This is a genomic window from Streptococcus sp. 400_SSPC (assembly GCF_001072745.1).
GTDB classification, from domain to species: domain Bacteria; phylum Bacillota; class Bacilli; order Lactobacillales; family Streptococcaceae; genus Streptococcus; species Streptococcus xiaochunlingii.
Genome location: NZ_JVIQ01000050.1, coordinates 18,749 through 31,784 on the forward strand (window position 1 = coordinate 18,749; position 13,036 = coordinate 31,784).

The window sequence follows — 13,036 nt, forward strand, 5'->3', positions numbered from 1 at the left end:
TCTTATATGAGAGCTAATAAAATTGTAATCACCAGAGCGATGCCCACTCGAATAACATGATGAACTGGTTTGAAGTTTTCTTTGTGCTTGCCATTCCAATAGGCCCCGTAGCAAATCAAACCACAGCCAATCATCCAAAGGAATAAAGCAACAATCGGTAAAAAGAAGTAGAGGATGAGAGAAAAGGTCGCAAGGCAACTTCCGATGAATAGAAGTCGATTTCCTAGAGTATTCTTGCCCTTTCTTAATTCTGAAAGGCTGGCCAATAAATGAAGGAGGGGAAAGGCAAGGGCTAAGAAGGCTGTAAAAATACCAAGAAGAATAAGGAGGTTCATAAGATTTCCTTTCTAGCTAGAAAAATGATGTTTATTCTTGTTTAGCTGTCATTTCCATAACATCTAAATAAAAGCTAACAACTTCTTGCTCGTTATAAGCTTTCCCTTTTCTCAACCACCAGGTCAGAGTTTCGATGAAGTTAGTAACGACAAAGTGCTTGAGGTAAGAAGTTGGAATTCTAGGATGAGCTGTTTTTAAATCATCTGCCACCATAGGATAGACATGGGCTTCTAATTCCTTATGAAGTTGACGGAGAAAATAATCATTTTTGGAGAGAAGGAGGCTGGTTACGTGGTCTTGATTTTCTCGGAAATGGAGAAAGATGTGAGCCAGGTAGTCTTCTGCAGCTAGGTGTGCCTCTCTCTCAAACAAGTGATGGAATAGGTAGTGGCAGAGTTCGTCAAGCAATAGTTCCTTGCTTTCATAATGACTGTAAAAGGTAGACCTCCCAACATCTGCCCGATCAATAATATCTTGAACAGTCGTCGCTTGATAACCTTTACTATTTAACAGTTCTAAGAAGGCTGTATAGATCGCTTTTCTTGTTTTAGCAATCCGCCGGTCGGTTTGACTCATATAGACAATTCGAACAAACTATTCAGTAACGTACATAAAGAACGGTTTGCTTCTATCCTTTCTAAATAGAGTAGGAGATAATACTAGTGAGAGAATCATCTATTCCCATTATACCATATATTAAAGGAGGTCAAAAATGAGTTCAAAATTTGCTGTTTGGCTGGCTTTTGTCTTAAATTTTAGCTTTGCCATCATCGAATTTATCTTTGGCGGTCTCTTTGGCTCCAGTGCAATCTTAGCGGATGCTGTCCATGACTTGGGAGATGCCTTGGCTATTGGTATCTCAGCTTTTCTCGAAAGTATTTCCAATCGGGAGGAGGACAGCCACTATACCCTGGGCTACAAGCGCTTTAGCCTCTTGGGGGCCATCCTGACAGCAGTCATCCTCATAACAGGCTCTAGTTTAGTCATTCTAGAGAATATCAGCAAGCTAATCGAGTCTCAGCCGGTGGATCATGAGGGAATGCTTTGGTTGGGAGTCATTGCGATTGCCATAAATCTAACAGCCAGTCTCATCGTCCGTAAGGGGCAGACTAAGAATGAATCCATCCTGAGTCTCCATTTCCTTGAGGATACACTAGGTTGGTTGGCAGTGATTGTCGTCGCCATCATCTTGCGCTACACTGATTGGTACTTCCTCGATCCCCTCTTATCTCTTCTAATTTCTGCGTTCATCTTGTCCAAAGCCCTTCCACGTTTTTGGAGTACGCTCAAGATTTTCCTCGATGCTGTGCCAGAAGGAGTGGATATCCAGCAAGTCAAGAGTGATTTGGAGCAGTTGGACCATGTGACTAGTATCAATCAGCTCAATCTCTGGACCATGGATGGCCTGGAAAAAAACGCCATTGTCCATGTTTGTCTAGAGCATGTCAACCACATGGAGGTTTGTAAAGAAGCGATTCGTACCTTGCTCAAAGATTGTGGTTTCCAAAACATTACCATTGAGGTGGACGAAGACTTGGCTACTCACCGAGCCCACAAGCGCAATATCGAAGAACTGGAAGCTGATCAACATCATGGGCATGATCATCACCACCATCATTAATGAAAATCGAACAATGCTTTGTTGAGGATATTTTTAAAATCATCAATTTAATATATTGACCTCGGATTCAAATTGTGATAGACTACTCATATTTATGAAAGGAACGAGTATATGTTACAACTACAACATATTTCAAAAGTGTATTATACGGGCAATCAAGAGTTTCACGCGTTGAAAGATATCTCGATTCGCTTCCGTAAAAATGAGTTCGTCTCCATTCTCGGACAATCGGGTTCAGGGAAAACGACCCTCTTAAATATCATCGGTGGACTCGACCAATACACATCGGGTGATTTACTCATCCAAGGAAAATCAACCAAGCAATTTAAAGACCGCGATTGGGATAGCTACAGAAACCACACCATCGGATTCGTCTTCCAATCCTATAATCTGATTGGTCACCAAACGGCACTCTCAAACGTCGAGATTGCGATGACGCTCTCTGGTGTTTCTAAAGCGGAACGCAAGAAACGTGCCATCGAAGCGCTCGAACGCGTTGGATTGAAAGACCATTTATATAAGAAACCAAATCAAATGTCTGGCGGACAAATGCAACGAATCGCGATTGCGCGTGCCCTTGTCAATAATCCTAAAGTCGTTTTAGCCGATGAGCCAACAGGAGCGCTCGATTCTGAGACTTCTGTTCAAATCATGGATTTATTAAAAGACATCGCCAAGGAACGTCTGGTCATCATGGTGACGCATAACCCAGAGCTGGCAAAAACCTACTCCACTCGAATCGTACAGGTATTGGATGGAAACATCTTGAGCGACTCGAATCCGTATGAGCCTACAGAAGAAACCAAACAAGGCGACATTCAGTTCACGAAGACAAAGATGAGTTTTCTGACGGCTCTGGCCCTTTCGTTTAATAACTTATTGACGAAGAAAGGCCGTACCTTCCTGACTGCCTTTGCAGGTTCCATCGGGATTATCGGGATTGCCCTTATTCTGTCCCTCTCAAACGGTGTGAGCGACTATGTGAAAAAGGTGCAAGAAGACACTCTCGTCTCTTTGCCACTGACGATTAGCGAGCAAAACCAGAGTAATCTTATGGCAACATCTCCAGACTTGAGTGAAAAGCCTTATAGGGATAAAAACGAACTCGGTGTCAATACGCTTTTAACGAATCTATTGAAAAAACAAATCGGAAAAAATGACCTCGCGTCCTTCAAGACTTACTTGGATAAACACGCTTCAGAAATCGCAACCCTTACAAAAGACATTCGTTACCAATACAACCTGCAACCATATATTTACGCTAGCGACACATCGGGCGGTCCAAAGAGCATTCTTCCATCTAACCTCGCGTCCGAAGTTGATACGGCCAATCAAACGATTAAAGGCTACTTGCAAAACATCGACTACTGGAGCCAACTTTCAAGTGACGAAGCCATGCTGGAAGCGCAATATGACGTGCTAGAAGGTCGCCTTCCAAAGGATAAATCTGAAATCGTCCTTATCGTCGATGAAGATAACCAAATCAGCGACCTGCTCCTTTATAGCTTACGCATCAAAGACCCTAGCGAATTAAACGATGTAAAGAAACTCGACGAACTCAAATCACAAACCTATCAGTATAGGGATTTCATCGGGAAAACATTCAAAGCCGTTGTGAACACGAACCGCTTCGCAAAAGAAAACAACCAATGGATGAATAAAATTGACGACGAAGCGTATATGAAGACGCAAATCGAGAATGGCCTCGAGCTTAAAATCGTCGGCGTTCTTCGTCAAAAAGAAGGCACAAGTTCTGGTGTGAACTCTCCTTCTGGCGGTGTGGCTTATACGAGCGACCTTATCGATTACACTTCTGAACAAATTCAAAACAGTGACATCGTGAAAGAGCAAGAAGCCAACCCTACCATCAATGTATTTACTGGTAAAGCATTTGCCAAAGATCCAAAACCATTCAATTCTGCTGATTTAACCGAAGAAGAAAAAATCCAGCTGGTCAAATTGACGCCTGAACAACAAGCGCAATACATCCAACAATACAACGAAAACTCGGCTGCCACTTACGAGGAAAACCTCGCGAAATTGGGGGTTATCGATAAATCCAAACCGGCTGCCATCGAGTTCTACACCTCTTCGTTCCAACAAAAACAAGAGTTGAAGGACTTCATCAACGCCTATAACACAGCCAAAAAAGACGCTGGCGAAGACGACAAAGTGCTCGCCTACTCCGACGATATTCAAACCATCATGTCATCCATTACGACAATGGTGGGTGTAATCACAACCGTACTTGTTGGTTTCGTAGCCATCTCGCTCATCGTATCATCGATTATGATTGCGATTATCACCTACATCTCGGTTCTCGAACGTACAAAAGAAATCGGAATCCTACGTGCAATGGGGGCTTCGAAGAAAGACATCCGTCGCATCTTCACCGCCGAAACAGCCATCGAAGGATTTATTTCCGGGGTGCTCGGTATCGGAATTACACTTCTTGCAACACTTCCAATCAATGCCGTCGTTGCGAAAATGACTAACGTGGAGAACGTGGCGCAGTTACCATGGGAAGCAGCGCTCATCCTAATTGGTATCTCCATTGTCCTTACCATGTTAGCTGGTCTCATCCCTTCACGCATCGCCGCAAAGAAAGACCCAGTGGAATCTTTACGTAGCGAATAAAAGCTGTAAACAATAAAGTGGATAGAAGAATGTTTCTTTATCCACTTTTTCTATTGTGTAGAAATTCATAGAAAGGAATTTAAACCATTTCTTCTTACATGAAAGATGGTAATTTCAAATAGATGTTGTTTTCAAAGAATAATACAGTATCGGATTGGGCATAAAAAGATATTTGTTCCACTTTCTTTGAATGATTTCTTTTAATAGCTTGTGTATTGACCTAGAAAATTAGTGTCTTCTTCCAAATGATTTATAAAAGAGTTCCCTAAAGTAAGCCTTTTCATGGTAAAATAGAACAAACATGGAACAAGGAGTAGTTATGAGTAAAAGAGCTGTGTTGATGATGACCTTTGGGTCGCCAGAAGAGATTACCTACGAAGGAGTAGCAGAGTTTTTCACGAATATACGCCGTGGGGTTCGTCCTGAACCACATGAAATTCAGACTTTATATGACAATTACGTCCGAATCGGTGGAACGCCGCTCCAAAGGATAACTAGAGAAGAAGTGGACTTGGTTGCTACTGCTCTTGGAGATCAAGCATCGGTTTACTTTGCCAACAAATTTTCCCGCCCTTTCATCACAGATGTGATCAAAGAAATGGAGTTAGATGGAATTAAAGAGTGTTTGTGTTTGATTCTAGAGCCCCATTATTCCTACTATTCTGTCATGGGTTATGAAAAATTTTTAGAAAGTGGTCAGATAAAGTTCCAAATTATCAAGGACTGGTACCGCGAACCTGACCTACTCCACTATTGGGCTGATGAAATCCAAAAGATTTTAGATCAGATTGGAGACGACAGTTATAAGGTGATTTTTTCAGCCCACAGTGTTCCAGTTTTGGCACTAGATTTTGGCGACCCTTATATCGATCAGATTTATGACAATAGTCGCATGATTGCGGAGATTTTAGGGCTTGAAGAGGAGCAGTATACTAATACTTGGCAGAGTGAGAGTGATATTGGTATTCCTTGGATTAAGCCGGATGTCTTAGAATACCTGCGAGATGAGAGGGAGCATCCTGACCACTATATTTTTGTTCCGATTGCTTTTATTAGTGAGCATATTGAGGTTCTTTTTGATAATGATGTGGAGTGTAAGGAGCTATGTCAGAAGCTCGGTGTGGCTTATCACCGACCTCCTATGCCAAATAGCGATTCACGACTGATTAAAGCCCTTCTGTCAACCATTCAGTCTCATATAGATGGTGCCTATAGCGACTATCAACCTCAGCTAGAGACCTTTGATGAGTTGGAAGCTTCTTCAAGTACGAGTCAGATTTTGGAAGAAGAGAATGATATCCAAATGCCAGATTTTGTGAAGAAGTTGATTGCCAAGAAAGGGCGAGAAAATGTTAAAATGCCCTATCTGATTAAGAAAATGCTAGAAAAAAAGTATGGGAAAAAATATGATTAATCGGAAAGGGGAAAGGAAGATTTAAGCAGAAGCCTAAGAAAAAGTGTATACTATGGATAAGGAAGCAATAGAAAGTAGGTTGATTCTATGAAGAAAACAGTTTATACAAAAGCTGGACAAGTGGGTCTAGTAGAAGTAGAACGTCCACATATTGAAGCGCCGGATGATGTTATTCTCCGTATCGTTCGTACCTGTGTCTGTGGCTCTGATCTCTGGAGCTACCGCAATCCTGATATTGAAGCAGGTCATCAAAATAGTGGCCACGAAGCTATTGGGATCGTGGAAGAAATCGGAGAAGCTATTACCACGGTCAAACCAGGTGACTTTGTCATCGCGCCTTTCACCCATGGTTGTGGGGAGTGTGATGCCTGTCGTGCTGGCTATGATGGGACTTGTGACCGCCATATCGGAACCAACTGGTCTGACGGGGTGCAAGCGGAGTACATGCGCTTCGAATACGCCAACTGGGCCCTTGTCAAGATTCCAGGTCAACCATCTGATTATACAGAAGCTATGCTCAAATCCTTCTTGACGCTAGCTGATGTCATGCCAACGGGCTACCATGCGGCGCGTGTAGCAGACGTGAAGCCTGGTGACAAAGTAGTGGTCATCGGGGACGGTGCCGTTGGTCAATGTGCGGTTATCGCAGCCAAGATGCGTGGTGCATCGCAAATCGTCCTTATGAGCCGTCACCAAGATCGCCAACAAATGGCTTTGGAATTTGGTGCAACGGCGGTCGTAGCGGAGCGTGGTGAAGAAGGCATTGCCAAGGTCCGTGAAATCCTCGGAGGAGGAGCAGATGCCGCCCTTGAATGTGTGGGTACCGCAGCAGCTGTCGATCAAGCCCTTGGGGTTCTTCACAATGGTGGACGTTTAGGTTTTGTCGGTGTGCCTCATTACAATAACCGTGCTCTAGGTTCGACCTTTGCCCAAAATATCTCAGTGGCAGGTGGGGCAGCCTCTGTCACCACCTATGACAAGCAGTTCTTGCTCAAGGCCGTCCTTGATGGCGACATCAATCCAGGCCGTGTCTTTACCCATAGCTATAGCTTGGATGAGATTGATCAAGCCTATAAAGACATGGATGAACGCAAGACCATTAAGGCTATGATTGTGATTGAGTAATGAAAAAGTCTAGTAGAAATGAATCTACTAGACTTTTCTTTTATAGTGAATAAAATCTTATTTCAAATCTGACATCACTTGCTTCTTGGTAAAGGTGCGCTCTTGTTTGTTGGCTAGGGCCTTGATGCGCGCATCAAGGAGAATGGCACGACCTTCCGCACTTCGAGTATAGACGAGGTCATACTTGCCTATACTCTTTCGGATTTGCGCCACAAAGGCTTGGGCATCCTCTTTCCGTTTGTCAAAGAGGCTTGGTACAGCGAAATATTCTGTCTGATCGGACACCTTTTCCTGTGCTTTCAAGATATAGCGCTGATTTTCAATCGGTGCGAAAAACTCGATCATGGTTTGCGAGAAGAGTTCCTTCTCCCGCATGGTTCCGTCCTTCAAATAGATCAGCGTGTTGATGGCATCCTTTCTGTCTCGTACGACTTGGATGCGGGTTTCTTGGGTCTGGATCTGGCCAGAAAGGAGTAGGGCTTGGTGGATAGCCTGGCCGAAGACTTCTAGCCGTTTATAAGGGCTCTTATAGAGATAGTAGCGAAGCCAAGAAAGGAGTGCGGGGACAGCTAAGAAGAATAGAAGAATAAGAGACGCTTTATTCCCTCCTCCTCTATGTGAATAGTAAATCAGGTTGGCGAAAGCATCGGTCAAAGCAGCGGCCGTCAGCCAGCGAGCTAGCTTCCTGGCGTCAAAAAATAGGGCCAGGGGCAGGAAGTGTTTATCCACTTGGACCTCATTTGCAATCTCCATATTCTCCAGAATCGGCAGGGCTTTTTGCCAGCCATCCCGGAGTTCTTGACGATGGGTGGAGCGCTCTAAGGTTTCTTCATTGAGTTTCTGCAACTGTTTTTTGGTATAGCGGATATTGTCAAAGGCTAGACGTTCAATACCAGATTCGATGAAGGGCTCCTTGTAATGGAGACCTAAAAATTGCTTCATCCGTCTTTCTAAGAGCTCCAGATCAGGACTGTATTCTTTCAACTGATCAGTGATGGCTTCGATTTCTTCCTTTTCAAGATCGGACTTTTCATACCATTTCTTTAGGGAAAGATTGATGGAGACCAGGTGCCAGATATTACTAGTCTTGTCTGGCTCCTGAGGCCACACTCGGATGGCACGGCCTCGCATTTGGTTGCTGAGCATAAAACTGCCGACAAAGCTCGCTAGGATAAGGGAATTGACGCAAGGAGCATCCCAGCCTTCTCCTAGAAGTGACTTGGTTCCAATGACGACTTGAATGAGCCCTTCTTGAAAGAGCTGGGTCACGGCTGTCACCAAATCATGTTGAGAACCAACCAAGCGAACCTTGAGAAAGTCATCAGGAGATAATTGGCCGACACTTTGGTAAGTCAAACGATTCTCTCCTAGAAGTTCTTCTAATCTTGGCTTAGCGACCGTAGGGATGATGACGATGCTACCGGTTAAGACAGCGATGGCAGGAGGACTAGTTAGCTCTAAGCTTTCTCTGCGAATAGATTCGAAATAAGAGAGCACTCCCAATTGAGTGAATTGGGCGTCCTTATTCCCGAGATGAACTTCAAAGTCTTGGCGAATGTAGTCTGTTAGGACCAATTGGCGCAGTTGACTTCCAAGAGCCTGGTATTCCGCCTTGAAAATCTCTCGAACCGCATTGAGTTTTCCGAGGGATTGGTTGAGCAGTAGGTCTTGTTTTTTGTTGCGGACCAGTTTGACTTGTTTTCGATCGATCAAGCTGGCTGCTTTTAATTCATGAAGCAGTTGCTTCTCGTATTCCTCAGGTAGATTGTACCAGTGAGGCACCTGAAAGAGCAGACCTTGCAAGAGTATTTCAAGCCAGTCCAAGGTGAAAGCAGGTAGTTTCTTGGCTCCTAAAAGCTCCTGGAAACGTTTGGGAAAGTCAATTCCCTTGCTTCGAAGAAAGATCAGGGTAGCAGAGAGATACTTGGGCTCATTGAGCAATTCATCATCGCTAATCTGATCCGATAAGGCTTTGCAGTTTTGGAGGTATTGGCAAAAGAGGGGATCGGAAGTCAGTTGCTGTAAGAGAGCATTCTTTTGTTGGCTAAAGGCATCCAACTGAGCCTGCTCTTCTTTGGTTGGAAAGGCAAAGTAGACATAGTCTTGGTGGGGACAAAGGGTCTCTTCCTTGACCAATTCGGGAACCGTAATTTCCTCATCAATCTCACCACACATGCGGATATAGCGTTCCCAAAGAGTAGGGTCCCCTTCATAGGGAGGGGTAGCAGTGAGGGAGATCATCTTTAAGTCAGGGAAGGCTTGGCGAAAGGCTTCCAAACTCTTCCACCATTCATTGCGCAGGTGGTGACACTCATCTAAACAGAGGGTTCCCAGTGAGATGTCTTTGAAAGTAGAAAAGATGTCAAAGCCTTTGAAATCAAATGTTTCAATCTCTGCCTTGTCATCGGTATCCTCGATTTGTGATTGGCCGACGACTTGATTCATGGCACTGTGGAGGGCCTGATAGGTAGCAACTGTAATCAGCTTAGGATGTTTAAGGTCCTGAGAGATCAATTGCTCCGCTTGGCTTTTGTCTTTCAAGAATGCTTGGACAATCCGGTCAACCCATTGTTGACGAATCGTGACCGTAGGTGCCAGAATCAGGGTTGGTTGCCCAAAGCGCCGGATAAATTCGATACCCAAGGTTGTTTTTCCAGAGCCAGGAGCTGCTACCAAATGCAGGTGACCATCCGCCATAAAAGCGTCACTCTTATCGAGAACACGTTTTTGATAGTGTCTCCATTGACCTGTAAAGGCTAGTTCTTGTAACATTGGTTTCCTCCCTTGTACTGTCCCCATTATATCATAGTTGAAGGTATTCAGTTATATGGGGAGTTGCTGTGGAAGGAAAATAGTCCTTTTCGCTACCTCTCCTTGACACAGACTAGATGGACTTATATAATGTTACAAACAAGTTTGGAGGCAACAGATGATCCATAAACATGAAATTCCTATTTTAGAGTTTGACGACAACCCGCAGGCAGTCATTATGCCGACCCATGAGGGGCTTGATCTGCACCTACCTGAAAAATGTGTGTATGCTTTCTTGGAGGATGAGATTGATTGCTTTGCAAAAGCTGTTGGTGCTAAGCAAGTAGCTAGCTTTGTCTCAGCTACCAAGACCTATCCGGTTTATGTCATGGAGCACCAAGGAGAGGATATCTGCTTGGCGCAAGCGCCAGTCGGATCTGCCCCTGCAGCTCAATTCATGGATTGGTTGATCGGCTATGGGGTGAAGAAAATTATTTCCTCAGGAAGCTGTGGCGTCTTGGTGGAAATGGAAGAAAATGCCTTTTTAATCCCGACCAAGGCTTTGCGAGATGAGGGAGCCAGTTACCATTATGTAGCACCTTCTCGTTATATAGAAGTGGATCGTCGAGCACTGACTGCCATTGAAAGGGTTCTAAAACAAGCGTCCATTCCCTATCAAGAAGTGATGACCTGGTCGACAGACGGCTTTTATCGAGAAACGCCTGACAAGGTGGCCTATCGCATTGAAGAAGGGTGTAGCGTTGTGGAGATGGAGTGCGCCTCATTGGCAGCAGTAGCCCAGCTTCGTGATGCGGTTTGGGGCTTGATCCTATTTACCGCAGATTCTCTTGCAGACCTGGAAAATTATGACCAGCGTGACTGGGGATCTGAAGCATTCACTAAAGCCTTAGAATTGTGCCTAGAAATGGTTCATCACTTGTAGGTCTATTCACTTTTTATGGTACAATGAAGCTATGTTAGTCAAATTATTTTTTAAACAATGGCAGTCCAAGATGAAAAGTCTGTCTCCAGCAAGGAGGATTTTTTTCAGCTTTGTCTTGGTTATCTTAATTGGCTCCCTCTTATTGAGTCTGCCTTTTGTCCAGCAAGCAAGCTCAAAAGCAGGTTATGTTGACCACCTTTTTACAGCAGTCTCCATGGTCTGTGTGACAGGGCTCTTTACCCAATCAGTAGCCTCGACCTACAATGCCTGGGGGCAGTTAATCTGTATGCTCTTGATTCAGATCGGTGGCCTGGGGATCTTGACCTTTATCGGTCTCTTCTTTATGGAAAGTCGTCAAAAGCTCAGCTACAAGGACCGACAGACCATTCGGGACAGCTTTAGCTTTAGCAATAACCAGAGCTTGGCCCGTTTTGTCCGTTCTATTTTCATAACCACCTTTACCATCGAAGGACTGGGGGCCTTGCTCCTCATGATTCGCTTCATTCCTCGCTTTGGTTGGGGCCATGGAATCTTTAACTCCATCTTTGTCGCGATTTCAGCTTTTTGTAATGCGGGCTTCGATAATTTTGGGGGCGATAGTATGATGAGTTTCCAGACCGATTGGCTGGTGAACCTGACCTTGTCTGCCCTTATTATTACTGGGGGCTTGGGCTTTATGGTTTGGTTTGACCTCGCTACCAAGGCTCGCAATCAATCAGGACGGCGGACTCTTCGCTTCCATACCAAGGTGGTTCTTTGGTTAACAGCTGCGATCCTCCTCTTTGGGACAGTCACCAGTCTCTTGACCGAGTTTGATAATCCGGCAACCATTGGGGCCCTCCCCTTGGGAGAGAAAATTTTAGTCAGCTTTTTCCAAACCGTCAGCATGCGGACAGCTGGTTTTGCTTCCTTAGATTATACAGCAGTCCGACCAGTGACGCTCTTCGTCTATCTCTTGCAGATGTTTTTAGGTGGAGCACCAGGTGGGACAGCAGGGGGCATGAAGATCACCACCTTCCTGGTCCTCTTGCTCCTGGCTCGGAAGGAACTATTGGGGCTACCACATACCAATTTAGGAAAACGTACGATTTCACCAGACATTGTTCAACGTTCCTTTGGGACAGCGGTGATTTTCCAGTTGACCTTCTTAGTGGGGCTATTAGGAATCTGTTTGGTGACGCCGGATGGCCAACGCTTTATTTATTTGGTCTTTGAGGTGGTATCCGCTCTAGCGACAGTGGGAGTGACCGCCAATGTAACCTCAACCTTAAATGGAGCGGGACTAGGCATTATCATGGTCCTCATGTTTATCGGACGGATCGGTCCTTTGACCCTCATGGTTAGCTTGAACAATTACCAAGCCAAGAAAGCAGATACCTTGCAGTATGCCAAGGCAGACATCATTATTGGATAGGAGAAACTTATGGAGAATCGAACCATTGGAATTTTAGGATTAGGAATTTTTGGACAGAGTGTCCTGAAAACTCTGCAGGATCAGGATGTGGATATTATTGCGATTGATGATCACGCAGATGTGATCAACCAATATGAATCCATGATTACGACTGGAATTGTTGGAGACATTACAGAAATGGACCTCTTGGATGCGGCAGATATTGGGAACTGTGATACAGTCGTCATCGCGACGGGTGAAAACCTGGAGTCCAGTGTGCTGGCAGTCATGCATTGTAAGGCCCTTGGTGTTGAGCGAGTCATTGCCAAGGTCAAGAATGAAGTGACCAAGGAAGTCCTTGAGAAAATTGGGGCTGATTTGGTCATCCTACCAGAGGTAGAAGCGGGGATGTCTCTGGCCAAGATGATCCTCTTCGAACACGGGATTGAAGTCTTCCAGTTGGATGAAGCAGTGGTGGTGGTCGAGTTTACGGTTCCAGCTAGCTGGGTAGGAAAAAGCCTTCAGGACTTGGAAATCAGAGACCAATATCAACTCAATATTATTGGCTATCGAGATGTGGAAGACCAGCCTTTGCGAAGTCAGATTGGTCCTGACTTTATCTGGCCAGAAGGGGTGCGCGTGATGGCGGTGACAGACAACCAGTATCTGGATAGAATCCAAGACCTCTTAGAGGAAAGGAACTAAGAGAGAGTGGGACAGAAATCGGTAATTCGTTAGAATTCGATTTCGTCATCCCACCTCCGCACAGTTGAGTAGGGCTGTAAAAGCTGATGAAATCAGCGTAGTAGAGCCCAC

At 44.8% G+C, this 13,036-nt stretch carries 10 protein-coding genes; 7 read left to right on the top strand and 3 right to left on the bottom strand.

The features are described from left to right. Positions 1-2: 2 nt before the first annotated feature. Together ADH49_RS06630 and ADH49_RS06635 are read right to left on the bottom strand one after the other, a co-directional pair. A complete protein-coding gene (locus ADH49_RS06630; RefSeq protein ID WP_048690947.1) occupies positions 3-335 on the bottom strand; it encodes a hypothetical protein in 333 nt (110 codons plus the stop codon). Between the two features lie 31 nt (positions 336-366). Then, positions 367-912 (bottom strand): TetR/AcrR family transcriptional regulator, encoded by a 546-nt coding sequence (locus ADH49_RS06635; RefSeq protein WP_048690949.1) that lies wholly within the window; start codon positions 910-912, stop codon positions 367-369. A gap of 136 nt (positions 913-1,048) precedes the next feature. On the opposite strand from ADH49_RS06635, the gene ADH49_RS06640 reads away from it, so the two are divergent. The 4 genes from ADH49_RS06640 to ADH49_RS06655 all read left to right on the top strand — a co-directional run bounded on the left by ADH49_RS06640 (position 1,049) and on the right by ADH49_RS06655 (position 7,133). Beyond that, on the top strand, positions 1,049-1,957 hold the full coding sequence (locus ADH49_RS06640) for a cation diffusion facilitator family transporter (protein WP_048690951.1): 909 nt from the start codon (positions 1,049-1,051) through the stop codon (positions 1,955-1,957). Between the two features lie 111 nt (positions 1,958-2,068). Continuing rightward, on the top strand, positions 2,069-4,594 hold the full coding sequence (locus ADH49_RS06645; protein ID WP_048690954.1) for an ABC transporter ATP-binding protein/permease: 2,526 nt from the start codon (positions 2,069-2,071) through the stop codon (positions 4,592-4,594). Positions 4,595-4,913: 319 nt separating this feature from the next. After that, on the top strand, positions 4,914-6,008 hold the full coding sequence (hemH, locus tag ADH49_RS06650; protein ID WP_048690956.1) for a ferrochelatase: 1,095 nt from the start codon (positions 4,914-4,916) through the stop codon (positions 6,006-6,008). 87 nt (positions 6,009-6,095) lie between these two features. After that, positions 6,096-7,133 carry a zinc-binding dehydrogenase gene (locus ADH49_RS06655; protein ID WP_048690958.1) on the top strand — a complete coding sequence of 346 codons (1,038 nt, stop codon included), beginning with the start codon at positions 6,096-6,098 and terminating at the stop codon, positions 7,131-7,133. Positions 7,134-7,190: 57 nt separating this feature from the next. On the opposite strand, the gene ADH49_RS06660 is transcribed toward ADH49_RS06655, so the two are convergent. Further along, a complete protein-coding gene (locus ADH49_RS06660) occupies positions 7,191-9,905 on the bottom strand; it encodes a DEAD/DEAH box helicase family protein (RefSeq protein ID WP_048690960.1) in 2,715 nt (904 codons plus the stop codon). Positions 9,906-10,062: 157 nt separating this feature from the next. On the opposite strand from ADH49_RS06660, the gene ADH49_RS06665 reads away from it, so the two are divergent. The 3 genes from ADH49_RS06665 to ADH49_RS06675 are packed head-to-tail and all read left to right on the top strand — an operon-like array spanning position 10,063 to position 12,925. Continuing rightward, complete coding sequence (locus tag ADH49_RS06665) at positions 10,063-10,827, top strand: nucleoside phosphorylase (protein WP_048690963.1); 765 nt, start codon at positions 10,063-10,065, stop codon at positions 10,825-10,827. Between the two features lie 31 nt (positions 10,828-10,858). Beyond that, on the top strand, positions 10,859-12,241 hold the full coding sequence (locus ADH49_RS06670) for a potassium transporter TrkG (RefSeq protein WP_048690964.1): 1,383 nt from the start codon (positions 10,859-10,861) through the stop codon (positions 12,239-12,241). 9 nt (positions 12,242-12,250) lie between these two features. Beyond that, a complete protein-coding gene (locus ADH49_RS06675; RefSeq protein WP_048690967.1) occupies positions 12,251-12,925 on the top strand; it encodes a potassium channel family protein in 675 nt (224 codons plus the stop codon). Positions 12,926-13,036 lie beyond the last annotated feature (111 nt).

Excerpts from the sequence above, each read along its gene's own strand:
- ADH49_RS06635 (WP_048690949.1), bottom strand. The coding sequence starts at position 912 with ATGAGTCAAACCGACCGGCGGATTGCTAAAACAAGAAAAGCGATCTAT.
- ADH49_RS06675 (WP_048690967.1), top strand. The coding sequence starts at position 12,251 with ATGGAGAATCGAACCATTGGAATTTTAGGATTAGGAATTTTTGGACAG.
- hemH (WP_048690956.1), top strand. The coding sequence starts at position 4,914 with ATGAGTAAAAGAGCTGTGTTGATGATGACCTTTGGGTCGCCAGAAGAG.
- ADH49_RS06670 (WP_048690964.1), top strand. The coding sequence starts at position 10,859 with ATGTTAGTCAAATTATTTTTTAAACAATGGCAGTCCAAGATGAAAAGT.
- ADH49_RS06645 (WP_048690954.1), top strand. The coding sequence starts at position 2,069 with ATGTTACAACTACAACATATTTCAAAAGTGTATTATACGGGCAATCAA.
- ADH49_RS06640 (WP_048690951.1), top strand. The coding sequence starts at position 1,049 with ATGAGTTCAAAATTTGCTGTTTGGCTGGCTTTTGTCTTAAATTTTAGC.
- ADH49_RS06665 (WP_048690963.1), top strand. The coding sequence starts at position 10,063 with ATGATCCATAAACATGAAATTCCTATTTTAGAGTTTGACGACAACCCG.
- ADH49_RS06660 (WP_048690960.1), bottom strand. The coding sequence starts at position 9,905 with ATGTTACAAGAACTAGCCTTTACAGGTCAATGGAGACACTATCAAAAA.
- ADH49_RS06655 (WP_048690958.1), top strand. The coding sequence starts at position 6,096 with ATGAAGAAAACAGTTTATACAAAAGCTGGACAAGTGGGTCTAGTAGAA.
- ADH49_RS06630 (WP_048690947.1), bottom strand. The coding sequence starts at position 335 with ATGAACCTCCTTATTCTTCTTGGTATTTTTACAGCCTTCTTAGCCCTT.